Genomic DNA, 26,138 nt, shown 5'->3' with positions numbered 1-26,138 from the left:
CCGTGTTGATGCCCTCGTGGGTGCGCACGGCCAGGATGTTCGGGTCGGCCAGCTTCTTGCCGGAGAGTACCTCGTAGGCCAGCCGCAGGGCCGCCTCCATGACGCCGCCGCTGTTGCCGAAGATGGTGGCCGCGCCCGTGGATTCGCCCAGGATCGGGTCGGGCTGCTCGGAAGGCAGGGAGTTGAAGTCGATGCCCGCGGTCTTGATCATGTAGGCCAACTCGCGGGTGTTGATGGTCGCGTCGATGTCCCTGAAGCCGCTGTCTGCCATCTCGGGGCGCAGCCCTTCGTACTTCTTGGCGATGCATGGCATGATCGAGACGGTGTAGATCTTCTTGGCCTTGGTGTGGGTCTGCTTGGCACCGTATGTCTTGGCCAGGGGGCCGAGCATGGCGATGGGCGACTTGCAGGTGGACATGTTGGGAAGCAGATCAGGGTAGAACGCCTCGGCGAACTTGACCCAGCCCGGGCAGCAGGACGTGAACTGCGGCAGCGGGTAGGCTCCCGGCTTGCCGTGGTTCTTGACGCGCTTGATCAGCTCGGTGCCTTCTTCCATGATGGTCACGTCGGCGGTGAACTCGTTGTCCCAGATGTAGTTGAAGCCGAGCCTGCGCAGGGCCGCATGCATCTGGCCGCCCACATAGGCACCGGTGGGAGTGCCGAAACACTCGCCAAGGCCGTAGCGCACCGCAGGGGCGGGCATGGAAACCACGATGGTGTCCGGGTCCTTGAGTTTCTCGAAGATCTCATCCACGTAGGACACGCCCTCGTAGATGGCCCCGTAGGGACAATGGGTCAGACACTGGCCGCAGTTGACGCAGGCGCCCGGATCGACCACGGCACGGATGCCGTCGTCATTGATGGCCTGGATCACGCCGGTGGGGCAGACCTCTTCACACTCGCCGCACGCTTCGCACTTGGTGGCATCGACCTGGACAAAGAAGATGTTGTCCGGGTCGATCCCCTTGGGTGCGTTGGTCTGGTACATGACGCCTTCAATCTTTCTCATGAAGCCCTCCTTGTTGGGGTGGATTGAAGACAAGTCCGCCGGCACCACTGCCGGTGTGGACTTTGGTGTGCATCCTGACATCGGATACCCTCCTTCGCTCCCGCCGCCATGAAACGGACCTTGACGGCGTTAGCACAATTATGAAAATAATAACACAATACGGCTACTAATTTATGAATGATAGCCATGTCAAGGCGTCTGGCCATAAATGGTGAAAGAAATGTCGTCCTGGCGGGGTGTTGAGCTGCGGTCGCGGCGGGCTCGGTGCGACGGCGTCATTGACACGGGCCAGCACCGGCCGTACCTTTCGGGCATGATTGGATATGCCGCCTCCCTCACCGCCGCCCACCGGGCCTTTCTGCTCGACCTGTTTCCCGGGGACGGGTGCGTGCTGTCGTCCGAGGGGCTGGCCGCCTTTTCGGCCGATGCCAGCCGGGAGCGGGCCATGCCCTGGGCCGTGGTCCGGCCCGAGCGGCGCGATCAGCTGGTGGAGCTGCTGCGCTGGGCCGAGGCCGAGCGCATGCCCGTCTACCCCCGGGCGCGCGGCACCGGGCGCGTGGGCGGCGCGGTGCCCTCGCTGGGCGGGGTGGTGGTGTCCATGCTGCGCATGGCGGGCGAGCCTGTGGTGGACGCCGATGATTTCGTGGCCGAGGTCCTGCCCGGGGTGATCACCGCTGACCTCCAGGCCGCCTGCGCCGCCAAGGGTTTGTTCTATCCGCCGGACCCGGCCAGCGTGCGCATCTCGACCATCGGCGGCAACGTGGCCACCTGTGCGGGGGGCTTGCGCGCGGTCAAGTACGGGGTCACGCGGGACTGGGTGCTCGGGGTGGAAGCCGTGCTGCCCGGCGGGCGCGTCCTGCGCACGGGCGGCCGGTCGCACAAGGACGTGGTGGGGCTCGATCTGACCCGGCTCTTTGTGGGCTCAAACGGCAGGCTCGGGCTGATGACCGGAATCACCCTGAAGCTCATCCCCCTGCCCGAGACATCGGCCTCGGCCCTGGTGGGATTTGCCGATCTGGCGTCGTCCCTGGCCGGGGCAGGGGCCGTGTTCCGGGCGGGCGTGCTGCCTTCGGCCTGCGAGTTCATGGACCAGGGTGCCCTTGAGGCCCTGCGGCTCGGCCCCGAGGGGACGTCCATGCCCCTTGCGCCCGGCGCACGGGCCGCGCTGCTCTTCAAGCTCGACGGCACAGGTCCGGGCGTGGCCGCCGAGATGGACCGGCTGACCGCGGCCCTCGCGCCCCTCTCGTCGGTGTCCGTGGAGGTCGGGCGGGGCGAGGCCGAGGAAATGGTCTGGAACGCGCGCCGGGGCATCTCCGCGGCGGCATTCAGGCTCGCCCCGGACAAGCTGGCCGAGGACATTGCCGTGCCGCGAGGCCGGGTAGCAGAGGCCGTGGAGCGCGCCCGGGAGATCGGCCGGGCGCACGGGCTTCACGTCCTCTGCTTCGGCCACCTGGGTGACGGCAACATCCACGTCAACATCATGCACGACCGCTCGCACCCTGGCGAGTCGGCCATCGCCCACCAAGCCGCAGACGAGATTTTCCGGCTGGCCGTCAGCCTCGGCGGGACCATTTCCGGCGAGCACGGCACGGGCCTGACCAAGGCGTCCTTTGCCGACGAGCAACTCGGGCCGGAGGCGGTGGCCATCATGCGCGGCGTGCGCCGGGTCTTTGACCCCCGTGAGATCATGAACCCCGGCAAGGGATGGTAGGCGTGGCCGGAGAGTGCATCCTCTGCGGCAAGTGTCTGGAGGTCTGCCCGCTGCTGGCCGCCACCGGGCGCGAGGAGCTGGGGCCGCGCGCCAAGGCGGATCTGTGCCATCTGCTGGCCCGGGACGAGGCCGGGCTGCGGGGCGCGGACGTGGCTCGGCTGGCCGGGCTGTGCCTGGGCTGTGACCGTTGCGCGGCCGTATGCTCCCAGGGGGTGGACGTGCCCGGTCTTGTGGCCGGGCTGCGGGGTGCGCACCCTGATTTCAAGGGCTGGCTTTGGAAGACCTGGTTGAGCCACGCCAAGACACTCTGGCCCGTTGGATCGGCCATGGCCGGGCTGGTGCCCGATTCGCTACGGCCCGAGCGATTCGGCCCGCTGCTGAAAATGCTGGCCGGGCTGCGCGACGGCCCGGGACTGACTCCGGCCTTGGCCCCGTTCCTGACCCCGACCTCCTTTCCCGACACCCACCGGGGCGAGCCCATGCTCCTGTTCCCGGGCTGCACGGCCACCCATGTGCGGCAGCGTTGGCTGGCCGCTGCCCACAGTCTGCTCCACGGCCTGGGCGTAGCCATCCTGCCCGGCGATTTCCGCTGTTGCGGCAGTGGTTTGAAGAGCGCGGGATTCGCGGACGAGGCGCGGGCCATGGCCCTGCACAACCTCGCGGCCTGGCGCGGTGCGGGCAGGCCCAAGGTGGCGGTGTTCTGCGCGTCCTGCCTGTCCGCCCTGCGGGGCTATACGCATTATATTGATGATCCGGCCGAGGCCGAGGTCTGGCGGAACTCATTGATTCTGTTATCAATTCTTGCAAAGGATACCGTCTTCGTGATATCCGGGGCCGTCCCGGACCGGATCGCCTATCATCGCCCCTGTCACGCGGATGGCGCGGGCAGCGATCATCTGCTGCTTGTGGCCGCCCTGGGCGACCGTCTGGTGGAGTCCACGGACCGGCAATGCTGCGGGTTCGGCGGGGTCATGGCCCTTGGCGCGCCGGAGCTGGCCGACCGGGTCAACGCCCGGTGCTGGGACCAACTGGCCGGGGCCGAGCTGGTCCTGACCGGCTGTTCGGCCTGCGCGGCGCGGCTGGACGCCACCGCGCCCGCTGGCGTGGCCGTGGGCCACTGGTTGGAGGTCATCGGACAGATGCGGCGGTAGCGCCCGGGCACTCCCTCAGCCCGGGCCTTTCCTGCCCCTCCCCTTTGTGCTATTGCAGGGCGCGCCGGGCTTGCCGAGGGCTGGAGCGAAAGCTTTTTGGCCTCGGCGCGTTGACTTTACCGGGCGAAGTCCTATGTTCCTTGGCAACGCCCGGTTGATGCCCGTCCAGGCGCGGCGGCCGCGAACTTTTCAGGAGAACCCCTCAGCATGCTCAAATTTCTCTTTGGTTCCAAGAATGAACGCTATCTGAAGACACTCAATCCCGTCATCGAGCGGGTCAACGCCCTGGGCCCGGAGATGGAAAATCTGCCGGACAGTGAGTTCCCGGCCCTCGTGGCGCGGTGGAAGGAGCAGGTGGCGGCCGGGGAAAAGACCCTGGAAGACCTGATGCCCGAGTGCTTCGCCCTGGTGCGCGAGGCGGGCTCCCGCGTCTTCGACCCGCCCATGCGCCACTTCGACGAGCAGCTCATCGGCGGCTGCGCCCTCCACGAGGGCAAGATTGCGGAGATGAAGACCGGCGAGGGCAAGACCCTGGTGGCAACCTTGCCCGTGGTCCTCAACGCCCTGTCGGGCAAGGGCGTGCACGTGGTCACGGTCAACGACTACCTGGCCCGGCGCGATGCCGAGTGGATGGGGCTGCTCTATTCCTTCCTGGGCCTGAGCGTGGGCGTCATCGTCCACGGCATCGGCGAGCAGGAGCGCCAGGAGGCCTACCGGGCCGACATCACCTACGGCACCAACAACGAGTTCGGCTTCGACTACCTGCGCGACAACATGAAATTCTACAAGGAGACGCTGGTGCAGCGTCCCCTCAACTACGCCATCGTGGACGAGGTGGACTCCATCCTCATCGACGAGGCGCGGACCCCGCTGATCATCTCCGGCCCGGGCGAGAAATCCTCGGGCCTGTACCGCCGGGTCAACGACATCGTGCCCAAGCTGGTCAAGTCCACCCCCATCGACCCGGCCGACAAGGAAACTCTGCCCGACGGCGACTTCGTCCTCGACGAGAAGACCAAGTCCATCACCCTGACCGACGCGGGCGTGGAAAAGATCGAGGGACTGCTCGGCGTGGACAACCTCTTTGACCCGCAGCACATCTCGCTGCAGCACCACGTGCTCCAGGCGGTCAAGGCGCACCATTGCTACCATCGCGACGTGGAGTACATCGTCAGGGACGACCATGTGGTGCTGGTGGACGAGTTCACCGGCCGCCTCATGCCCGGCCGCCGCCTGTCCGACGGGCTGCACCAGGCCATCGAGGCCAAGGAGAACGTCAAGGTCGAGGCCGAGAACCAGACCCTGGCCTCCATCACCTTCCAGAACTATTTCCGCATGTACGACAAGCTGGCGGGCATGACCGGCACGGCCGACACCGAAGCCGTGGAGTTCAAGCAGATCTACAACCTCGACGTGGTGGTCATCCCCACCCACCGGCCCATGGTCCGCAAGGATAACCCCGACGCCATCTACAAGAACCAGGTCCAGAAATACGAGGCCATCGCCGAGGACATCGCCGACTGCCACCGGCGAGGCCAGCCCACCCTGGTGGGTACGGTGTCCATCGAGAAGTCCGAACTGCTCTCGAACCTGCTCAAGAAAAAGAAGATTCCCCATGAGGTGCTCAACGCCAAGCAGCATGAGCGCGAGGCCGAGATCGTGGCCCAGGCGGGCCACGCCGGAAAGGTGACCATCGCCACCAACATGGCCGGTCGCGGCACGGACATCAAGCTGGGCGAGGGCGTGTGCGAGCTGGGCGGCCTGCACATCATAGGCACCGAGCGTCACGAGTCGCGGCGCATCGACAACCAGCTGCGCGGCCGCTCCGGCCGCCAGGGCGACCCGGGGTCGTCGCGCTTCTACCTCGCCCTGGACGATGACCTGATGCGTCTCTTCGGCTCCGATCGTCTGGCCGGGATCATGAACAAGCTCGGTCTTGAGGACGGCATGGCCATCGAGAACAAGATGGTCTCGGGCGCCATCGAGAAATCCCAGACCCGGGTCGAGGCCCACCACTTCGAGATACGCAAGCAGTTGCTGGAATACGACGACGTCATGAACCAGCAGCGTGAGGTGGTCTACTCCCTGCGCCGCGAGCTGATGCTGGCCGAAACCGTGGAGGACATCGCCCGCGAATACGCCATCGACCTCCTTGAAAATATCCTGGGACCCGCTCTGGACGCCAAGACGCAGGACCAGGAGATGATCGACTCGGTGCGCGCCCGGCTTGAGGAGGTCTTCAACTTCGAGCGGTTCGAGGGGTGGAGCGAGGGCGAATTGCCCACGCGGGAGCAGGCCGAGGCCTGGGTGGACGACATCTTCGCCTACCTGCGCGCCGCAACCGGCGCCCACTATCAGGAGATTCTGCGCTACTTCCTGCTTGATTCGCTGGACCGCAACTGGAAGGAACACCTGCTGAACATGGACCACCTGCGCGACGGCATCGGCCTGCGCGGCTACGGCCAGAAGGACCCCAAGCAGGAGTACAAGCGCGAGGGATTCGCCCTGTTCGAGGAGTTGGTCTACACCCTCAAGGAGAACGCCATGCGCGCCTTCTCCCACCTGCGCATCCAGGCCGAGGTCAAGGACGAGGAATTCCAGCACGAGCAGACCGACCAGCTCGAATATACCAACCCCGGTTCGGCCGGGGACAAGAAGAAGGAGCCGGTCAAGCGGGCCGAGCCCAAGGTCTCCAGAAACGCTCCATGCCCCTGCGGCTCGGGTCGGAAACACAAGAAGTGCTGCGGCGCGTGATCGCGGCGGATTGGTCGGATCGCCGCCATCCTTGCCAGGGACGGGGCTGACCCGATACAGCATGGCATGCGCATCCCTTTTCTTGTCCTTTGCCTGCTGATCTGGGCGCAGCCGGTTCTGGGCGCGAGCACGGCCCTGTCCCGGGAGCCGGGGTTTATGCTCGCCCCGGCGGGCGACTCGGACCGCGAGCTGAGCCTGGATGTCGAGGTTGGCTATGCGGGTCAGGCGGATTTCACCAACGGCCAGGGCAGTGTCGGCGTGCTGCGCACCACCCTGGCTGCGGACTATTCCATCTTCCGACTCTCCTATGGTCTCTCCCGGTACCTGTGGGAGGACGGGGCCGAAGTGCGCTTTGCCGCGGGTGACAGAGTGCCGTGGGAAACGCTGCACGATGTCGCCCTGCAAGCGCGATTGATCGACAATTCCCTTGGCCGGGGCTGGCGCTACTGGTTGAGCGGCGAACTCTCCTCGTCCTTTGAGCAGGACTTTCCCGGCGCGGTGGGAGCGGGTTTCGACGGCGGGGTGGCCTATGAGTTTCTGGAGGGCTGGATGATCGGCCTGACAGGCAAGGCCGTCGTTCTGAGCGCCATGCGCGACGATCTGCTTGGCGACCTGGAAGTGGGCCTTGCCCTGGCCGTGTCGCAGAAGGCGCTGCGGGCCGCCATCAAGGGTGTCGGGCTGGGGGGCATGCTGGGTGACGGCAGCGAGCAGATAGGGTTCAGCGTGGCCCTGTTCGGGGCGGAGAAGACGTACCGCCTTTCACCCTCAAGCCCGGTGCGGCGCAACGGCTACCTGACCATCCGGCACTCCAGGGTCGGTGCCTATCTCGACTATCGTCATGACGACCGGCTGACCTTCTCCATCGGGCCGGAGTTCAATTATGCGCGCAAGTTCAGCCTCTATGACTCCACGGGCGCGCTGACCTCGTCGCATCAAGTGCAGGACGCCTTTGGCGGCTCGTTTCGCCTGAAGTGGGAGTTCTGAGCAAACCGTCTATGACCTGAAAATGAAATAGACCGCGCCCAGCAGGCACAGGGATGCCCAGAGGTAGTCCCATTTCAGGGGCTGGTTCATGTACAGGATGCAAAAGGGCGCGAACACGGCCAGGGCCAGGACTTCCTGCATGATCTTGAGCTGGGGCAGGGTCAGGGTGGTGTAGCCCAGCCGGTTGGCAGGCACCTGGATCATGTACTCGAACAGGGCGATGCCCCAGCTGACCAGGGCGGCAATGTACCAGGGCCGCTGGTTCAGCTCCTTGAGGTGGGCGTACCAGGCAAAGGTCATGAAGATGTTGGAGGCCGTCAGCAACAGCGCGGTATACAGCGGAATTCTCACACCCCACCTCGCAATGGAAAAGAGTCGTCCCGGGCGGACGGCGGAAGATAGTCCAGGTCGGCCCCCGGCGTCCATAACTTCCAGCGGGAAGGCCGCCCAAACTGCTCGACGGACCGGGCCGGGTCGTGGTAGGGAGAGCCGAAAAAGAGGGGGGCTTCACGGTTTCCGTCTTTTCCCCGCCCGGCACCTTGACCACGTTGGTCCAGGCCATTTCCCACCGGGCGGTTTTTCGTTGACGAATCCGGAGGATCGGCATGGACAAGTACCAGAAGCAGGCCCTGCAGGTCGCCAAGGAAGTGGTGATCAAGTTCATCGAGGTGGGGCGCATCTCGCCCAATAATTTCGGCCAGAATTTCGATGTCATATACAAGGACATCATGCGTACCGTCACCGGCGTGACCGCGGGCGACGGCTCGCGCGAGGCAGAGCTGGCCGAGGGCGTCGAGGACGAGGCCGATTTCCCGGAGCAGGACGACTAGATGACCGGGGATCAGTGCCGTTCGGCCACCGGGGCCGTCACGCCCGACGAGCACGGGCGGCGCGTGGCCGCCATGTTCGGCCGCATCGCCGGGTGGTACGACTTTCTCAACCACACCCTGTCCGCCGGGCAGGACATATACTGGCGCTACCGGCTGGCCCGGGCCGCCCGCCCGCACCCGGGCGAGACCGTGCTCGATCTTGCCGCCGGGACCATGGACGTGTCCGTGGAGCTGGCCCGCCAGTATCCCGATTGCCGGGTGGCCGCACTGGATTTCGCCCTGCCCATGCTTGAGCGCGGCACGGCGCGCAAGCTCAAGGACGGCCTTGAAAAGCGCATCTTCCCGGTCCAGGCCGACGGGCGCGCCCTGCCCCTGGCCGACGCCAGCATGGGCGCGGCCACCATCGCCTTTGGCATCCGCAATATCCTGCCGCGCGAGGACGCCTACCGCGAGTTCCATCGCGTGCTCAAGCCCGGTGCGCGGCTGTGCATCCTCGAATTCGGCACCGGCAGCCGGAGAGTGTGGAAGGGGCTGTACAATTTCTATCTCGACACCCTGCTTCCCTTCATCGGCGACCGCATCTCGGGCGACCCGGGCGCGTACCGCTATCTGGCCGAGACCATCAAGACCTTCCCGGACGAGCGCGCCCTGGCCCGCGAACTGCTGGACGCCGGGTTCGCGCGGGTCTACCACGTGCCCATGATGTCGGGCATCGTCTATCTGCATGTGGCCGAGAAGCCGGGCAGGGAATGACCCTGTGGACAGGCTGACGCCTAAAAGGATAAGGAGCGGCCGAAGGAAAGGATGAGCAGGCCGAGGATCATGGCCGCAAGTCCGATGAAGCGAAGGAATTTCGGGGGCTGGGTGGCGAGCCGCAGGAGCATGCGCGGCATGCGCTCGGCAAAGAGAAAGTAGGGGAGCCCCTCGAAGACGAAGGCCAGCCCCACGGCCGCGATGAGCAGTGACCAGTCGATGTTCATCCATCCCTACTAGCCGGGAACACGGTCCCTGTCCACCGCCTGTGTCCGTCGCCCGTGTTTGCCGCCCGTGTCTGTCAAATGACAAATGGAGACAATGATTTCATGAGCATGATCACCTTCGAGATGCTGCAAAACAGGGAAGGGGCCATCGCCGTGGTCGGGCTGGGCTATGTGGGCCTGCCCTTGGCCGTGGCCCTGGGCCGCCATTTCCGCGTCATCGGCGTGGACGTGTCCGAGCGGCGCGTGCGCGAGCTGGCCCGCCGCCATGATCGCACCGGCGAGGTGGATTTTTCCACCGTGGGCAACGATGTGGACCTGACCTTCACGGCCGATCTCTCGGCCCTGGCCGACGCCCGGCTCATCCTGGTGGCCGTGCCCACGCCCATCGACGCGCACCGCTCGCCCGACCTGCGCCCCGTGACCGGGGCCAGCGAGTCCGTGGGCACCTATCTCCAGCCCGGCACCGTGGTGGTCTACGAGTCCACGGTCTTCCCGGGCCTGACCGAGGACATCTGCGTACCCATCCTGGAGGAGCGCTCCGGGCTGGTCTGCGGCCGTGATTTCCGCGTGGGCTACTCCCCCGAGCGCATCAACCCGGGCGACAAGGTCCACCGGCTCGAAACCATCGTCAAGGTGGTGGCCGGACAGGACGAGGCCACGGGCAGGCTGCTCGAAGCGGTCTACGGCACCATCGTCACGGCAGGCACCCACCTGGCCCCGGACATCCGCACCGCCGAGGCGGCCAAGGTCATCGAGAACACCCAGCGCGACCTGAACATCGCGCTGATGAACGAGCTGGCCATGATCTTCGACCGCATGGGCATCGACACCCTGGACGTGCTCGAAGCCGCGGGTACCAAATGGAATTTCCTGCCCTTCAGGCCTGGGCTGGTGGGCGGCCATTGCATCGGCGTGGACCCCTACTACCTGACCTTCAAGGCCGAGGCCATGGGCTTTCACCCCCAGGTCATCCTGGCCGGGCGGCAGACCAACGACACCATGGGCAAGTTCATCGCCGAGGCCACGGTCAAGCGGCTCATCAGGGCCGATGTCAAGATCAGGGGCGCGCGCGTGGGCGTGCTCGGCGTGACCTTCAAGGAGAACGTGCCCGATCTGCGCAACACCCGGGTGGTGGACATCCTGGCCGAACTGGCCGACTACGGCATGACCACCCTGATCCACGACGCCATGGCCGACCCGGACGAGGCTCGCCACGAACTGGGTCTCGAACTGTGCGCCCTGGACGACCTGCGCGACCTCGACGCGCTCATCCTGGCCGTGGCCCACGACCAGTACCGCGACATCCCCCTGGCCGAGATCAGGCAGTGGTTCGCCGACCCGGCCCGCGCCCTGGTGGTGGACGTCAAGGGTTTCTTCGACCGGGCCGAGCTCGAGGCGCTGGACATCACCTACTGGCGCCTCTAGCGACCCAGATATTCCCCGCCCGAGGGGACAACCATTCCGAAAGTCCACCCGGGGGAAAGACATGATCATCGTTGTCACGGCCACGTCCAAGGAAATGCAGGCCGCCCTCGGGGGCAAGGGCGCGCCCGTGCTGGAGCAGGGCGAGACAGCGGAATTCTCGCTGGGCGGCCTTGATCTGCTGCTGGCCGTGAGCGGGGTGGGGCTGGTCAACACGGCCCTGACGGCCGGGCGTCTGATGGCCCTGCCCTCTGTCACCGGGGTGGTCAACCTCGGCATCGGCGGGGCCTACGAGGTGGCGCGGTTCCCCATCGGCTCCTGCGTCTACGCCTGGAGGGAGACATGGCCCGAATACGGCCTGCTCGACGAGGAGGGCCGGGTGGACCCCAAGGGCATCGGCTTTTCCCAGGGCGAGGTGGCGGGAAAACCGGTGTGGAACCGGCTGGTGCTCAACCCGGTCAACGACGCGGCGACCATGGGGCTCTCCCTGCCCGCGGGCTGCGCCCGGGGCTCCTTTGTCACCGTGAGCAGCGTCACCGGCACCCCGGAGCGGGCTGGCTGGCTCCAGATGGCCTGTAGCGCGGATGTGGAGAACATGGAGGGGTTCGCCCTGGCCTTCGGGGCCGCACGGGCGGGCCTGCCGTTCCTACAGGTGCGCAGCGTGTCCAATGTGGCGGGCTCGCGCGACCGCGCGGACTGGGACCTCAAGGGCGCGCTGCGGGCCCTTGGCGACTTTGCCCCGCGCCTTTTCACGGGAAAGTAGAAGTCTTTACTCCTTGACCGCAACCTGACATACTTGACGGATATGAACGAACTGCTGCGCTACTTCCAGAGGGAACTCCCCGGAATCAACCAATTTCTCGACGCCGAGGCCGAGGCCCTCAGCGGGCTGGTGCGCGATGTCGCCAGGCACATCATCGGCTCCGGTGGCAAGCGCATCCGGCCCATGCTGACCCTGCTCCACGCCCGCGCCCTGGGCTATGACAAGGACGACTTTCACGCCATCGCCTGCGCGCTGGAACTGCTCCACTCGGCCACCCTGCTGCACGACGACTACCTGGACGACGCCGAGGTCCGGCGTGGCCGGGCCGCCTCGCATCTGGTCTTCGGCCGCACCGAGACCATCCTGGCGGGCGACGCCCTGCTGGCCCTGGCCAACGAGATGGGCGCGCGCTACGGCAATGCCCGGCTGTGCTGGCTGCTGGCCCGGGGCATCATGGAGACCGCAGTGGGCGAGATCGAGGAGATCCAGTTCGCCAAGCATCCCACCCTGGACCGCGAGGCGTACATGCGCATCATCATCGGCAAGACCGCCCGGCTCATCGAGTGCGCCTGCCGCTGCGGCGCGGCCCTGGCCGGGGCCACCCCGGAGCAGGAGGACGCGGCCGGTGAGTACGGCCTCAACCTGGGCATCGCCTTCCAGCTGGTGGACGACGCCCTGGACTATGACTCGCCCACGTCAGAGACGGGCAAGCCCGAGGGCGGCGACCTGCGCGAGGGCAAGGTGACCCTGCCGCTGATCCTGTTCATGGAAGACTGCGAGGAGGCGGCCAGCGATACCCTGCTGACCCTGATGCGCGACGGCGAACTGACCGACGAGCAATGTGCCGAGGTCCTGGCCCAGGTCCAGGACGCGGGTTGCGCCGAGCGCACCCGCGACGAGGCCGCCATCTACGTCGAACGGGCCAAGGCATGCCTCGCAGGGCTCCCCCCCGGCGAGGAACGCACCGTCCTCGGCCAGGCCGCCGACTACGTGCTGACCAGAACCAAGTGACGTCTGGCCGGCCCGGTCGCGCAAGCGAGGCGGGCCGGTTTCTTTTCATATCGCGAAGAAGGAGTTTCCCGATGCTTTTCCGTGTCGTTGTCGGACTGAAAGAGGGTGTCCGTGACGTGGTGGGTGAGAAGGTCGCCCGCAAGATCAGGAGCGAGTTGGGGATGGCCGTGGACGATGTGCGCATCGTCAGCGTCTTCACCCTGGAGGGCGTGAGCCCGGAGCAGGTGGATACGGCCCTTGAGCGGGCCGCCCTGCATGACCCGGTGCTGCACGAGGTGTCGCTCTCGCCCCTGGCGCGCGATTTCGACTGGATTCTCGAAGTGGGCTTTCGGCCCGGCGTCACCGACAACGAGGGGCGCACCGCGCGCGAGACCCTGGGCGTGGCCCTTGGCCTGTCCAAGAAGGAACTGGAATCGGTCAGGGTCTATACCTCGCGCCAGTACCTGATCCGGGCCGGGCTGGACGAGGCCGGGGTGCATCGCATCGCCGCCGACCTGCTGGCCAACGAGCTGATCCAGCGCTTCGAGTACAAGTCCGCTGCCCAGTGGGCCGCCTCGCCCGGTTTCGAGGCCAGGGCGGCCAGGGTCACGGGCCAGGCCAGCGATGCTGTGGCCTCCGTGGCCATCTCGACCATGACCGACGACGAGTTGATGGACTTCTCCCGGGCCAACACCCTGGCCCTGTCCCTGCGCGAGTTGCACGTCATCCGCGACTACTACGCAAACCCGGCGGTGCGCGCCGCGCGCACGGCCATGGGTCTGGGCGACGAGCCCACCGACGCCGAGATCGAGGTGCTGGCCCAGACCTGGTCCGAGCACTGCAAACACAAGATATTCGGTGCGAAAATAGACTACGAGAACCGCGAGACAGGGCGAAGCGCCATCTATTCGAGCCTCTACAGGACCTTCATCCAGGGGTCCACCAAGGCCCTGCGCGAGCGCAACGCCGCCTGCGGCCCCCACGGCGACTACTGCCTGTCCGTGTTCAAGGACAACGCGGGCGTGATTGCCTTTTCCGAGACCCTCAACGTCTGCGTCAAGATGGAGACCCACAACTCGCCCTCGGCGCTGGACCCCTACGGCGGGGCGCTGACCGGCATCGTGGGCGTCAATCGCGATCCCATGGGTACCGGCCTGGGCGCGAACCTGCTGTGCAACACCGATGTCTTCTGCTTTGCCTCGCCCTTTCACGAGGGCGAGCTGCCGCCCCGGCTGCTGCACCCGCGCCGGGTGTTCGAGGGCGTGCGCGAGGGCGTGGAGCACGGCGGCAACAAGTCCGGCATCCCCACGGTCAACGGGTCCATCGTCTTTGATGAGCGCTACCTGGGCAAGCCCCTGGTCTACTGCGGCACCATCGGCACCATGCCCAAGACCGTGGCCGGACGCCCCTCCCACAAGAAGCAGGCCATGCCCGGCGACTTCATCGTCATGTCCGGCGGCCGCATCGGCGCGGACGGCATCCACGGCGCGACCTTTTCATCCGAGGAGTTGCACGAGGGCAGCCCGGCCACGGCCGTGCAGATCGGCGATCCCATCACCCAGCGCAAGATGTACGACTTTCTCATGCGCGCCCGCGACCGCGGCCTGTACAACGCCATCACCGACAACGGCGCAGGCGGCCTGTCCTCCTCGGTGGGCGAGATGGCCGAGGACACGGGCGGGTTTGACATGGATCTGGCACGGGCGCCGCTCAAGTACGATGGGCTGAGGCCCTGGGAAATCCTCATCTCCGAGGCCCAGGAGCGCATGACCATGGCCGTGCCGCCCGCGAAGATCGACGAGTTCCTGGCCCTGTCCGCCGAGATGGACGTGGAGTCCACGGTGCTCGGCACCTTCACCGGTTCGGGCAAATACCTGGTGCGCTACGGCGACAAGCACGTGGCCTGCCTGGACATGGAGTTCCTGCACGAGGGCGTGCCGCAGATGGAGCTTGAGGCGGTCTGGGAGCGGCCCGTGGTGGCCAGTGAGCCCGTGCCCGCCGTGGCCGATCAGGGCGGCTTGCTCAAGGCCATGCTCGGCCGTCTGAACATCTGCTCCAAGGAGTATGTGGTCCGCCAGTACGACCACGAGGTTCAGGGCAGGAGCGCGGTCAAGCCCATGGTGGGCGTCAAGGCCGATGGCCCGTCGGACGCGGGCGTGCTGCGCCCCGAGCTGGGGAGCGAGCGCGGGCTGGTGGTCTCACACGGCATCTGTCCGCAATACTCGGACCTGGACACCTACTGGATGATGGCCAATGCCATTGACGAGGCCATCCGCAACGCCGTGGCCGTGGGCGGCGACATCAGCTACATGGCCGGGTGCGACAACTTCTGCTGGTGCGACCCGGTCCAGTCCGAGTCCACGCCCGATGGCCGATACAAGCTGGCCCAACTGGTGCGCGCCAACCTCGCCCTGGCCCATTTCTGCCTCGGCTTCGGCGTACCCTGCGTCTCGGGCAAGGACTCCATGAAGAACGACTACAAGGGCGGGGGGCGCAAGATTTCCATTCCGCCCACCGTGCTCTTCTCGGTCATCGGCGTGATCCCGGACGTGAACAAGTGCGTGACCTCGGATTTCAAGGCCCCGGGGGATTTGATCTACGTGCTGGGCCTGACCCGGCCCGAGTTCGGCGGCAGCGAGGTGGCGGCCCAACTCGGCTTCTCCCACGCCAGTGTGCCGCAGGTGGACCTGCTCTCGGCCAAGGCCCGGTACCAGACGCTGTTCGCGGCCATGCAGGCCGGGCTGGTCAGCGCCTGCCACGACTGCTCGGACGGCGGCCTGGGTGTAACCCTGGCCGAGATGTGCATCGGCGGCCGTCTGGGCGCGCGCATCGACCTTGCGGCCGTGCCTGCCTGCGAAGCGATGGACGCCACCGGCCTGCTCTATGCCGAGTCGGCCAGCCGACTGGTGGTCTCGGTGCCTCCGGCCCATGCGGCCGCCTTTGAGGCGCGCTTTGCCGGGCAATGGTTCGCCCGCATCGGCGCGGTGGACGATTCCGGGGCGCTGCGGGCGGTCCACGGCGAGGGCGCGGTGCTGGACGAGCCGGTGGAGGCATTGGCCCGGGCCTTCAAGGCTACCCTGGACTGGTAAAAGCGCCTTGCCGAGGTACTCGGACGCTGAACCCGCTTTACCTGTTTGGAAAAACCATCTATAGACCGTGAGAGTTCTTGTGGAGGCGGGCTGGTTTTTTCCTGCCGGGCCGCCGCATTGTGGACAATCACGGGGGGTGGTTGATGTTCTTCTCTTCTGCATGGCCCAAAGGGTTCCTGTTCTTTTTCGTCGCCGTGGCCGTTGTCGTCATCGGGACGGCCACACTTGGCCGGACCAACTCGGGAAAGTATGTGGGTACCGAGTCCTGCGGCGACTGTCATGACCAAGAGTACGAAAATTTCAAGAAATTCTCCAAGAAGGCCCATTCCGGGGATTCCGTCAAGATCATGGCCGGCGACCTGACCCGGGCGGAGCTTGAGGAATGTTTCACCTGCCACATGACCGGGTTCGGCAAACCGGGGGGATTTGTCAGCTTCGAGGCGACCCCGCACATGGCCGATGCCGGGTGCGAGGTCTGCCACGGGCCGGGGTACGACCATGTCGACTCCGGCGGCGACCCGGACCTGATCATCCGCAAGATGAAGGTGTCCGACTGCGAGACCTGCCATAACGCCGAGCGGGTCAACGCCTTCAACTTCAAGCCGCTGATCTACGGCGGGGCGCACTAGGAGACGGCCATGAAGATCATCAACCAGTCTCTTGGCGTCAAAGTCATTCTGCTGTCGTCGCTGCTGACCATCACCGCCTTCACCGGGCTCTTCATCTACAATTCCTACTCCACCTACGAGCACACCCTGCACGAGGTGGAGGTCGCGGCCGAGCGCGTGGGCGACATGCTCTACATGGCCATCGAAGACCCCATGGCCGTGGGCGACAACGAGGGCACGGCCCACAAGTTCAAGGAACTCTCCGAGCGCTACGCCGACATCAGCGCCTATCTCACGGACTACAAGGGCGAGATCACCTACGCCACGGACGCCAGTCTGGTACGCAAGGACATCTTCGAGGTCAGGACCGAGAACGGCCTGCCGCGCATGATGCGCGAGGGGCTTGATCGGCCGGTGGTCATGGGCGAGTTGATGGAGATCGACGGCAAGCTCCAGTTCGCCGAGGTCAAGACCATCGAGAACAGCCCGTCCTGCTACCACTGTCATGGCCGGTCGCGTGAGATTCTGGGCGCGCTGGTGCTCACCGTGGACGTCAGCCCGCAATTCAATGCCCTCAAGCGCAACCAGATCCGCTCGGCGGGCATCTCGGTGTTCGGCGTGGTGGCCTTGCTGGCCGCCCTGATCATTTTCATGCGCAAGAGCGTGGTCAACCGCATCACCAGCATCGCGGGCACCACCGAAGAGGTGAGCAAGGGCAACCTGGACGCGCCCTTCACCGTGACCGGAGAGGATGAACTGGGCAACCTGTCGCGCTACCTGGGCGAGATGGTCTCCCAGATCAAGGACCAGCTCCAGTACAACAAGAGCGTGCTCGAAGGCATCGTGGTCCCGCTGTTTGTGACCGATGCCGAGGAGCGGCTGCAATTCGTCAACGAACCGCTCCGGGAGATCCTGGGATTGAGCGTGGCCGAGGTGTCGGGCCGCAAGGTGTCGGACGTCTTCGACTGCGAGCCCGGCGACGAGACCTGCGACGCGGCCCATGTCATCGCCAGCGGCGTGACCATATCCGGCAATTTCCACTACAACCGCGCCGACGGCACTGTCTTCCCCCTCCATTTCGAGGCGTCGCCCCTCCAGGACGCCGACGGCGAGACCGTGGGTGCCATATGCGTGCTCATCGACCTGACCCGCGAGGAGAACGACCGGAAGAATATCGAGGCCCAGCGCCAGAACCTGCTGGTGGTGGCCAACGAAGTGACCGAGGTGGCCAACAAGCTCAACGCCGCCTCGGAGGCGCTCTCGCAGCAGATGGCCAATCTGGCGCGCGGGGTGGACACCACCGCCGACCAGACCAGCCAGGTGGCCACGGCCATGGAAGAGATGAACGCCACGGTCCTCGAGGTGGCCAAGAACGCTTCGGAAACCGCCGATGCCTCGGGCCGCGCCAACAAGGTGGCGGCCGACGGCGGCGTGGTGGTGGGCAAGACCGTGGCCGAGATCAACACCGTGGCCGAGATCACCGAGAACCTGGCCGGGGCGCTGGCCTCCCTGTCGACCAGGGCAGAAAATATCGGCAAGGTCATGGCCGTGATCAACGACATCGCGGACCAGACCAACCTGCTGGCGCTGAACGCGGCCATCGAGGCGGCGCGCGCGGGCGAGGCCGGTCGCGGCTTTGCCGTGGTGGCCGACGAGGTGCGCAAGCTGGCCGAGAAGACCATGACCGCCACCAAGGAGGTGGAGGGTGCCATCTCGCTCATCCAGCAGTCCACCACGGACGTGGTCAGGGAGATGGACACGGTCAAGGAGCGGGTGCTCAACACCTCGGACATGGCCAAGGAGGCGGGCGGCGTCCTCGACCAGATCGTGACCCACTCCGACTCCATCGCCGACATGGTGCGCGGCATCGCCACGGCGGCGGAGCAGCAGTCTGCCACCTCCGACGAGATCAACACCAGCGTCACCCATATCAACGACCTCTCGCAAGAGGTCTTGACCGGCATCCGGGAGTCCAACAAGGGCATCCAGGAGGTGTCGGAAATGGCCCAGCATCTCTCCGAACTGGTGGCCAAGTTCCGCAATTGACCCCGCAGGGTCTGACCACGCAACTCGAAGGCCCCGGGCGAATGCTCGGGGCCTTTTGCCTGATCCGGTTCGCTTTGGGAACTGCCGGGCCACTCTGCTCTTCGTGCCGGGAGTGCCGGTTTCCAGGCACTGTGGGCAGGATTTGCGAGTTTCAGGAAATTGCGCTATGGACTGCAATTCAACCTGTGGAGAACGCGCCCGGTCACTGCCCGGCACGCCGACTCCGGCGGTGAAACCGGCTGCGAAACAGGCTCTGCGCACACTTTTGATTTGGGCCTTGACAAATCGACTGCGGCCGAATAGTAATCATTATTATGAGTGGAAGGGAGGTCTCCCATGACGACGAATATGGGTTTTCGGCTGTCCAAGCAGCGCAAGGTGATTCTTGAGGAACTCCGGAAGGTAAAGACGCACCCCACGGCGGACGAGGTGTACGACATGGTTCGGAAGATCATTCCCCGTGTCAGCCTCGGCACCGTGTATCGCAATCTCGAATTCCTGTGCAGCAAGGGGCTGGCCATGAAGCTCGGCGCGCCGGGCGCCCAGAAGCGCTTTGACGGCATGGCAAATCCGCATCCGCACATCCGCTGCGAGATATGCACCCGGGTGGTGGATGTCGATTGCGAAATAAACGTGCCCGAGATTCCTGATGAATGCGCGGCCGGGTTCAACATTCTGAATACCAACGTGGAGTTTGTGGGCATCTGCCCCGAGTGCCAGGCTTCGCGCCAGTAGGAGCGCACTCGCCGCGCGAGGGGGCTTGATGCATATGACAGGCGTTCGCCACGAGGCGGAGAGCCGGGCGGCCATGGGGCGGCCCGGCTTTTCTGTTGCCGGGGGGAGGGCTGCCTGACTGGTCCGGCACATCGGGCTGTGATGTCTCGGGCCGCATCTGCCTCCATTGCGGTTTTTGCTGGAAATGCGGGATGATGACTTGACAGGGCTCTTCTTTTTATGTAGTAATAATTCCCAACAAGGGTGTAAACGTGTTTTTGCGTCGCCGACTTTGGCGGCGATTTTTCCTGAAAATCGCGCCTTGGCGGTGTACATTGGGCCCTCATGTGCTATGTATAGGCTAATCGGAAGACTTCGCTATCAATACGTAATAAAGACCAGGAGGATACCATGTCTCTCAAGGGAACCCGCACCGAAAAGAACCTGCTCATCGCCTTTTCCGGCGAATCCCAGGCCCGCAACCGCTACACCTACTTTGCCAGCAAGGCCAAGAGTGAAGGATACGTGCAGATCTCCAAGATATTCGAGGAGACCGCCAATCACGAGAAGGAGCACGCCAAACGGCTGTTCAAGTTCCTTGAGGGTGGAGAGGTGGAGATCACCGCATCGTACCCGGCTGGCGTGATCGGGTCCACCCTGGAGAACCTCAAGGAGGCGGCTGCGGGCGAGAACCACGAGTACACGGAGATGTACCCCGAGTTTGCCAAGATCGCCCGCGAGGAGGGGTTCCCGGCAGTGGCTGCGGCCATGGAGCACATCGCCATCGCCGAGAAATACCACGAGGAGCGCTACAAGGCGCTCATCGCAAATATCGAGCGCAACCGCGTCTTTTCAAAGGACAGCGAGATCGTCTGGCGCTGCCAGAATTGTGGCTACAATCACACCGGTTCGGCCGCGCCTGACCGCTGCCCGGCCTGCGACCATCCCCAGGCCCACTTTGAAATCAAGGACACCAACTGGTAAAACCAAAGGAGCTGTCACATGGGCATCAAACTCGGCGAAGTCTACAAATGTAACGTCTGCGGCAACATCGTCATGGCCATCCACGAAGGCGAGGGCGACCTCGTCTGCTGCGGGGAAAACATGAACCTGATGAAAGAAAACACGGTCGATGCCTCCACCGAGAAGCATGTTCCGGTCTGGACCCGCGACGGCGACAAGATCACGGTCAAGGTCGGCTCCGTGGCGCACCCCATGGAAGAGAAGCACTACATCGAGTGGATCGAGGTCATGGTGGGCGAAACCGTGCTGACCAAGCTGCTCAAGCCCGGCCAGGCCCCGGAGGCGGAGTTCTGCGTCTGCGGGCTCACGGGGGAGGTCAAGGTCCGCGAATACTGCAATATCCACGGGCTTTGGGCCGCGAAATAGGCGGGCCTGGACCACGAATGAAACGGGATGGCGGGCCGCAAGGTCCGCCGCCCCTTTCGCCCCGGAGAGAACATGGCCGGACCCAACGCCCGTCCCGAAGATATGTGGCAATGCCAGACGGTGAATTGCGGCTTCATCTACAACCCCGACAGGGGCGACCGCAAGGGGCGGATTCCCAAAGGCGTCCTGTTCGAGGACCTGCCCGATACCTGGAGGTGCCCTGTTTGCGGCGGCACCAAACGGTGCTTCAGGCCCCTCATCGGCCCGGGCTCCACGGCGGCTGATTGCGAATTGCCCGTGCAGACCGGCTCGGCTCCGTTGACAGGCGGGGCCGCTGCTGCGAAAGTGCATAATCAAAAGGAGACAGACCCCATGCAGAAATACGTGTGCGAGATTTGCGGCTACGTGTACGACCCCGCCCAGGGCGACCCGGACAGCGACATTCCGGCCGGCACCAGCTTCGACGACCTGCCGGACGACTGGACCTGCCCCATCTGCGGCGCGACCAAGGACAACTTCGTCCCCGAGGACTAGGGCAGAACTGCCGGTTTCCGGCCGGAAGCGCGCGCCGCAAGGCCCGCGCTTCTTTTTGACACGACGGTTGATCGACCGTTCAATGCGGAGTGAGACATGAGACCAGTACAGATCAAAGAAGGCGTCCACTGGATCGGCATCGTGGACTGGAACCGTCGGAATTTCCACGGCTATTCCAAGTCGCCCATGGGCACCACCTACAACAATTTCCTGATCCTCGACGACAAGGTGACCCTGGTGGACACCGTGGCCGAGGAGTTCTGGAGCATGCTACAGTGCAATGTGGCCCAGGTGCTGGGTCCGGACAGGAAGATCGACTACTTCGTCATCAACCACCTGGAGCCGGACCACGCGGGCTGCCTCGCTCTGGCCGTGGAAAAATACCGGCCAGAGAAAATCTACACCTCGCCCATGGGCCAGAAGGCCATGATGGCCCATTTCCACTACAAGGACTGGCCGGTGGAGGTGGTGCCCACGGGCAGTTCCATCAGCCTTGGCAAGCGCACCCTTCAGTTCATCGAGGCGCGCATGCTCCACTGGCCGGACTCCATGCTGACCTACTGCCCGGAGGACCGGATTCTCTTTTCCAACGACGCCTTCGGCCAGAACTGGGCCACCAGCGAGCGCTGGGCCGACGAGGTGGACCGGCATACCCTTGAGGAGTTGATGAAGGCCTACTACGCCAACATCGTGCTGCCTTACTCGCCTGTGGTGCTCAAGACCCTGGCCGCCCTTGCCGATATGAAGCTCGACATCGACATGATCTGCCCTGACCACGGCTTGATGCTGCGCGGCGACGACGTGCCCTGGGTCATCGGCAAGTACATCGAGTTTGCCGAGCAGAAGCCGAAGAACCGGGCGGTCATCGTCTACGACACCATGTGGCACTCCACCGAGAAGATGGCCGGGGCCGTGGCCAGCGGTCTGGCCGACGCGGGCGTGTCCGTGCGCATCATGTCCATGAAGGACAATCACCACTCCGAGGTCATGACCGAGGTCTTCGACGCTGCGGCCGTGGTCTTTGGTTCGCCCACGCACAACAACGGCATCCTGCCGCTCATGGCCGACATGCTCACCTACATGAAGGGCTTGCGGCCTCAGAACAAGATCGGCTCGGCCATCGGCTCCTTCGGCTGGTCTGGCGAGTGCACCAAGATCCTGACCCAGTGGATCGAGGACATGGGCATGGAGCTGGTGGACCCGGTCAAGGTCAAGCACGTGCCCACCCACGACACCTATGCCCAATGCTACGAGCAGGGCAAGGCCATAGCCGCCGCCATCCAGGCCAAACTGGGGTAACCTCCCCACGGAAAAGCAGACAGCCCGGTTCCCCCCGAACCGGGCTTCTTTTTTCATTCCGCCGCGAGAACGTGAATCGGCCCGGCCATCCCGCAGGGTGGTCGGGCCGATTCACGTTCTCGCGGCCTCCTGGCGCCGCAGGCTCGCCAGGGGTCCAGGGGCCTTAGGTCCCTGGCGGGTCCAGGGCAGCGCCCTGGCCGCCGGAGGCATTCTGTCAGCCTTGCTTTTCGCTGCGGGTCAGAAACTTGTCGAGCTGGTTGGTGAACTCCTGCTTGTCGCGCGGGCCGATGGGCGGGGGGCCGCCCGGGGCCATGCCCGCGCTGCGCAGCTCCTCCATGAGATTGCGCATGCGCAGCAGTCCTTTGACATTGTCCGGGGTGTAGAGCTCGCCCCTGGGGTTCAGGCCGGTGGCCCCCTTGTCCACGATGCGGTCGGCCAGAGGGATGTCGGCGGTCACCACCAGGTCGCCTGTTTCGGCCAGGTTGGCGATCTCGTCGTCCGCCTCGTTGAACGCGTTGCCCACGCGGATGGCGTCGATGAGCGGTGAGTCGGGCATGGAGAGTCGGGTGTTGGCCACCAGTGTCAGCCGGACATTGCGGCGCATGGCGGTCTTGAAGAGCACTTCCTTGATGACCACCGGGCAGGCGTCGGCATCGACCCAGATGCGCATGGGCTCAGCCCGCCTGTCCGGGGGTGCCGGGCACGATGTGTTTGACCCGGCCCACCTGGCCGTCGGTCAGGCGCACCTTGATGCCGTGGGGATGGGTGGGGGACTTGGTCAGCAGCGCGGCGACGACGCCCCGGGTGAGGGTGCGGGTGCGCTGGTCCTTCTTGAGTACGATGTCCACGGTCATTCCGGGGGCTATGGCGTTGCGTGTGGTGCCTTGCATGGCGGCCCTCCGTGGCTGTGGGGATTGACACAAAAAAAGCGGGCGCGCGGCCCGCTTTTGTGCGTGGTGAAGGGGCGGGCTATTGCCAGGAGCCCTGTTTGAAGCTGAAGATGTGCCGGTTGGGAATGACCGCCACCGGGATGAACTCGGCCACGCGGCATCCATCGGGCGTGTTGGCCACGGCCTCGAATATCTTCTCCTTGTAGAAGAGCACTCCCACAAAGGGGATGGTGGCGGAGGAGGAGCGGCGCACGTTGCAGACGAGGGAGCCGTGGTCGATGACGTGGTAGCGCGCCCGGTAGGAGCCATCGGGCTGGCGCTCGATCTTCATGCGGCTTTGGGAAAGATTGTGGTTCTGATTGAGGGAGTGGACCTTGGACTTGGCGAAGCTGGTGAAGTCGGCGTGTTTCTTGATGAGGTCCTCGTCAAGATAGGCCGGGATATTACCCGTGTCCGTGGTGGCGGCGGGAACGGCCAGCGCTATGCTTACGGACTCGGTTTCCACCACTTCTTGCGCCGCTTCTGCCACCCCTTGGGCGTTGGCAACGTGGGCGTCGGCGGTGATCAGAGCCAGGGACAGGGCCAGGAAGAAAAAAAGGATGTGTTTTTGCATAGCTTTGGTTCTCTGGCCCTGCTTGGGGGCCTGGTATCGGCCGGGCGGCTGTGCCGCCCGGCCGAAAGAACCATAGCCTTACTTGGTTTGAATTTCAACCCTGCGGTTGAGCTTGCGGCCCTCGCTGGTAGCGTTATCGTATCTGGGCGACAACTCACCGTAACCCTTGGATTCCAGGCGCGAGGTGCTGACGCCGTTGGTCACCATCCAGTCCTTGACAGAACCGGCGCGGCGCTCGGACAGTCCCTGGTTGTAGGCCTCGGGGCCGGTGGAGTCGGTGTGACCGCCGATGACGTAGGAGGCCGAGGGGTTCTCGTCCAGGATCATCTTGGCCTGCTCAAGCACCGGGATCATCTCGTCGGTGATCTGGTACTTGTCGAAGCCGAAGTGCAGGCTGAAGGTGATGGTTTCCTTCTCCATGGGGGTCACCGGGACCGGAGCCCGGGTCGGAGCCGGGGCGGCGGCGGGCGCATCGGTGTAGAAGACCTTCCGGGCGTACGCGTCCATGGCACCGGGCGAGTTCAGGGAGGTGTAGTCAGCCACCACGGTGCAGGAGGAGAGGGCGCGGACATCGTCGATGATCATCTGGCCCTTGGCGTGGTCCGCGAAGCTGACCACATGGATGCACAGGTTGTTGCCGTACTTGGCATAGAGCGCCCGGGCCTGGGCCACGGGATCGGCACCCAGGTTGGAGAGTCCATCAGTGAACATGATCAGCGCGGTCGTGCCCCGGAGGCCGGCGATGACCGGGTCGAGGTCGATGAGTCCGTTGCCCATGGGGGTGAGGCGGCCGAAGATGTCAAAGTCGGTCTTCACAGAGCTGATGGCGTTGGTCATGGCCGTCTTGTTGTAGGTGCCGGGCCGCAGCTTGTTCTCAAAGGGGGCGAAGAGGAACAGGGAGGCGTTGTAGTCCAGGTTGGGCACGGCCTTGTTCATGGCATGCATGGTTTCAATGGCCATGTCGATTTTCTTGGTGTCCAAGGTCTTGTGTTTTTGGGCCATGGAGCCGGACTGGTCGAGGAAAAAGATGAAGTTGTCAACTTTCTTGATCATCTGTGCGCTGGCCGTGGTGGCAAGGGCAAAGGTCAAGGTCAGTACAGCAGCGAGGGTCAGTAACAGCAGTTTCGATTGTCTCATGACTTCACTCCTTTAGAGATTTGTATGGCTTGGTTGTTATCTGGCGCAAGGGGGCACTCGACATGAGTATATACACAATCTCACTGAATGGTGCAAGTGGTTGACGTTAGAATGTTAGGTAATAGGAGAGAAACCTGTTGGGCGCAGAGGTTGTGTCGCGGGTTGCGTCCGGGCCGTGAAATCAGTATAAAGAAGCGTTTACCGCCAGTGCGGGCGGGTTGTTCAGCGCAGACAAGGAGATCGCATGTACATAGTCACCGGCGGCGCGGGGTTCATCGGCAGCGCCATGATCTGGAAGCTCAACCAGCTCGGCATCGATGACATCCTGGTGGTGGACAATCTGGCTGATAGCGACAAATGGAATAATCTTGTCGGCTTACGCTACGAGGACTACCTGCATCGCGACCAGTTCCTCAAGTTCGTACTGGAGGGGGACGACCCCTTTGACACCCAGGCGGTCATCCACATGGGTGCCTGCTCGGCCACCACCGAGTGCGACGCGGACTTTCTCATGGAGAACAACTACCGCTACACGCAATACGTCTGCCGCCACTGCCTCAACCACGACGCCCGGTTCATCAACGCCTCAAGCGCTGCCACCTACGGCAACGGGGAGTGGGGCTTTGACGACGACCATGCGGGCATCGACCGGCTGCGGCCCCTGAACATGTACGGCTACTCCAAGCAGCTTTTCGACCTCTGGGCCAAGAAGGGCGGCATGCTCGACAGTGTTGTCAGCCTCAAGTTCTTCAATGTTTACGGGCCAAACGAGTACCACAAGCTGGACATGCGCAGCGTCATCTGCAAGGCCCACCGGCAGATACTGGAAACCGGAAGGCTCAAGCTCTTCAAGTCCTATCGCGAGGAATACCCCCACGGCGGCCAGATGCGCGACTTCGTCTACATCAAGGACTGCGTGGACATCATGGCCTGGTTCCTGGAAAATCCTGACAAGAACGGCATCTTCAACATCGGCACGGGCACGGCCCGGACCTGGAACGATCTGGCCGCGGCCGTGTTCGCGGCCATGGACCGGGAGCCGGTGGTGGATTACATCCCCATGCCCGAGGCCATCCGCGGCAAGTATCAGTATTTCACCGAGGCGAAGATGGACAAGCTGGCCGCCGCCGGGTGTAACGTGGCCCTGACCACCCTTGAGGACGGCGCGGCCGATTATGTGCGCAACTATCTTGAAATGGACAATCCGTACCTTTCGTCACGCTAG

At 64.5% G+C, this 26,138-nt stretch carries 25 protein-coding genes and 1 pseudogene; 19 read left to right on the top strand and 7 right to left on the bottom strand.

From position 1 onward, the window contains the following. Positions 1-1,090, bottom strand: a 1,090-nt coding sequence (locus QQS14_RS04440; RefSeq protein WP_425607913.1) for a [Fe-Fe] hydrogenase large subunit C-terminal domain-containing protein, incomplete at its 3' end; no start/stop codon positions are given. 232 nt (positions 1,091-1,322) lie between these two features. Here QQS14_RS04440 and QQS14_RS04435 point away from each other — a divergent pair. From QQS14_RS04435 to QQS14_RS04420, 4 genes are all read left to right on the top strand, one after another. Beyond that, on the top strand, positions 1,323-2,720 hold the full coding sequence (locus QQS14_RS04435) for an FAD-binding oxidoreductase (RefSeq protein ID WP_285905699.1): 1,398 nt from the start codon (positions 1,323-1,325) through the stop codon (positions 2,718-2,720). Continuing rightward, positions 2,714-3,871: a (Fe-S)-binding protein gene (locus QQS14_RS04430; RefSeq protein ID WP_425607912.1), complete on the top strand. Its 1,158-nt coding sequence runs from the start codon at positions 2,714-2,716 to the stop codon at positions 3,869-3,871. The genes QQS14_RS04435 and QQS14_RS04430 overlap by 7 nt, the downstream gene beginning before the upstream one ends. A gap of 207 nt (positions 3,872-4,078) precedes the next feature. Further along, positions 4,079-6,625, top strand: a complete 2,547-nt coding sequence (secA, locus tag QQS14_RS04425; RefSeq protein WP_285905697.1) for a preprotein translocase subunit SecA — start codon at positions 4,079-4,081, stop codon at positions 6,623-6,625. Between the two features lie 66 nt (positions 6,626-6,691). Then, the gene (locus QQS14_RS04420; RefSeq protein ID WP_285905696.1) at positions 6,692-7,609 is read left to right on the top strand and encodes a hypothetical protein; all 918 of its coding nucleotides are present in this window, start codon (positions 6,692-6,694) and stop codon (positions 7,607-7,609) included. Positions 7,610-7,618: 9 nt separating this feature from the next. On the opposite strand, the gene QQS14_RS04415 is transcribed toward QQS14_RS04420, so the two are convergent. Then, positions 7,619-7,960, bottom strand: coding sequence for a DMT family protein (locus tag QQS14_RS04415; RefSeq protein ID WP_285905695.1), 342 nt, complete (start codon positions 7,958-7,960; stop codon positions 7,619-7,621). Positions 7,961-8,214: 254 nt separating this feature from the next. On the opposite strand from QQS14_RS04415, the gene QQS14_RS04410 reads away from it, so the two are divergent. Next, positions 8,215-8,439 carry a hypothetical protein gene (locus QQS14_RS04410; protein WP_285905693.1) on the top strand — a complete coding sequence of 75 codons (225 nt, stop codon included), beginning with the start codon at positions 8,215-8,217 and terminating at the stop codon, positions 8,437-8,439. Then, complete coding sequence (locus tag QQS14_RS04405) at positions 8,440-9,192, top strand: ubiquinone/menaquinone biosynthesis methyltransferase (RefSeq protein ID WP_285905692.1); 753 nt, start codon at positions 8,440-8,442, stop codon at positions 9,190-9,192. Positions 9,193-9,212: 20 nt separating this feature from the next. Here QQS14_RS04405 and QQS14_RS04400 read toward each other — a convergent pair whose 3' ends face one another. Further along, on the bottom strand, positions 9,213-9,419 hold the full coding sequence (locus QQS14_RS04400; RefSeq protein ID WP_285905691.1) for a DUF2065 domain-containing protein: 207 nt from the start codon (positions 9,417-9,419) through the stop codon (positions 9,213-9,215). A gap of 102 nt (positions 9,420-9,521) precedes the next feature. On the opposite strand from QQS14_RS04400, the gene QQS14_RS04395 reads away from it, so the two are divergent. From QQS14_RS04395 to QQS14_RS04340, 12 genes and pseudogenes are all read left to right on the top strand, one after another. Then, a complete protein-coding gene (locus tag QQS14_RS04395; RefSeq protein WP_285905690.1) occupies positions 9,522-10,844 on the top strand; it encodes a nucleotide sugar dehydrogenase in 1,323 nt (440 codons plus the stop codon). 61 nt (positions 10,845-10,905) lie between these two features. Next, entirely contained in the window at positions 10,906-11,604 is a 699-nt protein-coding gene (gene mqnB / locus QQS14_RS04390) for a futalosine hydrolase (RefSeq protein ID WP_285905689.1), read from the top strand. Positions 11,605-11,646: 42 nt separating this feature from the next. Beyond that, positions 11,647-12,615 (top strand): polyprenyl synthetase family protein, encoded by a 969-nt coding sequence (locus QQS14_RS04385; RefSeq protein WP_285905688.1) that lies wholly within the window; start codon positions 11,647-11,649, stop codon positions 12,613-12,615. 71 nt (positions 12,616-12,686) lie between these two features. Further along, entirely contained in the window at positions 12,687-15,683 is a 2,997-nt protein-coding gene (locus QQS14_RS04380; RefSeq protein ID WP_285905687.1) for an AIR synthase-related protein, read from the top strand. Between the two features lie 143 nt (positions 15,684-15,826). After that, entirely contained in the window at positions 15,827-16,312 is a 486-nt protein-coding gene (locus QQS14_RS04375) for a cytochrome c family protein (protein WP_285905686.1), read from the top strand. Positions 16,313-16,321: 9 nt separating this feature from the next. Continuing rightward, positions 16,322-18,337, top strand: a complete 2,016-nt coding sequence (locus tag QQS14_RS04370) for a methyl-accepting chemotaxis protein (protein ID WP_285905685.1) — start codon at positions 16,322-16,324, stop codon at positions 18,335-18,337. 336 nt (positions 18,338-18,673) lie between these two features. Next, a complete protein-coding gene (locus tag QQS14_RS04365) occupies positions 18,674-19,072 on the top strand; it encodes a Fur family transcriptional regulator (RefSeq protein WP_285905684.1) in 399 nt (132 codons plus the stop codon). A gap of 390 nt (positions 19,073-19,462) precedes the next feature. Beyond that, positions 19,463-20,035 (top strand): rubrerythrin, encoded by a 573-nt coding sequence (gene rbr, locus QQS14_RS04360; RefSeq protein ID WP_285905683.1) that lies wholly within the window; start codon positions 19,463-19,465, stop codon positions 20,033-20,035. A gap of 18 nt (positions 20,036-20,053) precedes the next feature. Further along, the gene (locus QQS14_RS04355) at positions 20,054-20,440 is read left to right on the top strand and encodes a desulfoferrodoxin (RefSeq protein WP_285905682.1); all 387 of its coding nucleotides are present in this window, start codon (positions 20,054-20,056) and stop codon (positions 20,438-20,440) included. A 72-nt stretch (positions 20,441-20,512) separates the two neighbouring features. After that, positions 20,513-20,737: pseudogene (locus QQS14_RS04350) on the top strand (rubredoxin); the annotation flags it as partial. Between the two features lie 75 nt (positions 20,738-20,812). Then, on the top strand, positions 20,813-20,974 hold the full coding sequence (gene rd / locus QQS14_RS04345) for a rubredoxin (protein WP_285905702.1): 162 nt from the start codon (positions 20,813-20,815) through the stop codon (positions 20,972-20,974). A gap of 96 nt (positions 20,975-21,070) precedes the next feature. Beyond that, positions 21,071-22,273 (top strand): FprA family A-type flavoprotein, encoded by a 1,203-nt coding sequence (locus QQS14_RS04340; protein WP_285905681.1) that lies wholly within the window; start codon positions 21,071-21,073, stop codon positions 22,271-22,273. 214 nt (positions 22,274-22,487) lie between these two features. Here QQS14_RS04340 and QQS14_RS04335 read toward each other — a convergent pair whose 3' ends face one another. From QQS14_RS04335 to QQS14_RS04320, 4 genes are all read right to left on the bottom strand, one after another. Further along, positions 22,488-22,943, bottom strand: a complete 456-nt coding sequence (locus tag QQS14_RS04335) for a YaiI/YqxD family protein (protein ID WP_285905680.1) — start codon at positions 22,941-22,943, stop codon at positions 22,488-22,490. A gap of 4 nt (positions 22,944-22,947) precedes the next feature. Next, entirely contained in the window at positions 22,948-23,163 is a 216-nt protein-coding gene (locus QQS14_RS04330) for a YwbE family protein (protein ID WP_285905679.1), read from the bottom strand. 79 nt (positions 23,164-23,242) lie between these two features. Beyond that, on the bottom strand, positions 23,243-23,776 hold the full coding sequence (locus tag QQS14_RS04325) for a hypothetical protein (RefSeq protein WP_285905678.1): 534 nt from the start codon (positions 23,774-23,776) through the stop codon (positions 23,243-23,245). 78 nt (positions 23,777-23,854) lie between these two features. After that, positions 23,855-24,913: an OmpA family protein gene (locus QQS14_RS04320; RefSeq protein WP_285905677.1), complete on the bottom strand. Its 1,059-nt coding sequence runs from the start codon at positions 24,911-24,913 to the stop codon at positions 23,855-23,857. Between the two features lie 244 nt (positions 24,914-25,157). Between QQS14_RS04320 and rfaD the strand changes: the two genes are divergently transcribed. Then, positions 25,158-26,138 carry an ADP-glyceromanno-heptose 6-epimerase gene (gene rfaD, locus QQS14_RS04315; protein WP_285905676.1) on the top strand — a complete coding sequence of 327 codons (981 nt, stop codon included), beginning with the start codon at positions 25,158-25,160 and terminating at the stop codon, positions 26,136-26,138.

The organism is Pseudodesulfovibrio pelocollis (assembly GCF_030282845.1).
GTDB lineage: Bacteria > Desulfobacterota > Desulfovibrionia > Desulfovibrionales > Desulfovibrionaceae > Pseudodesulfovibrio > Pseudodesulfovibrio pelocollis.
Note: the sequence above shows the minus strand (reverse complement) of the source record. Positions and strands in the feature narration are given on the sequence as shown.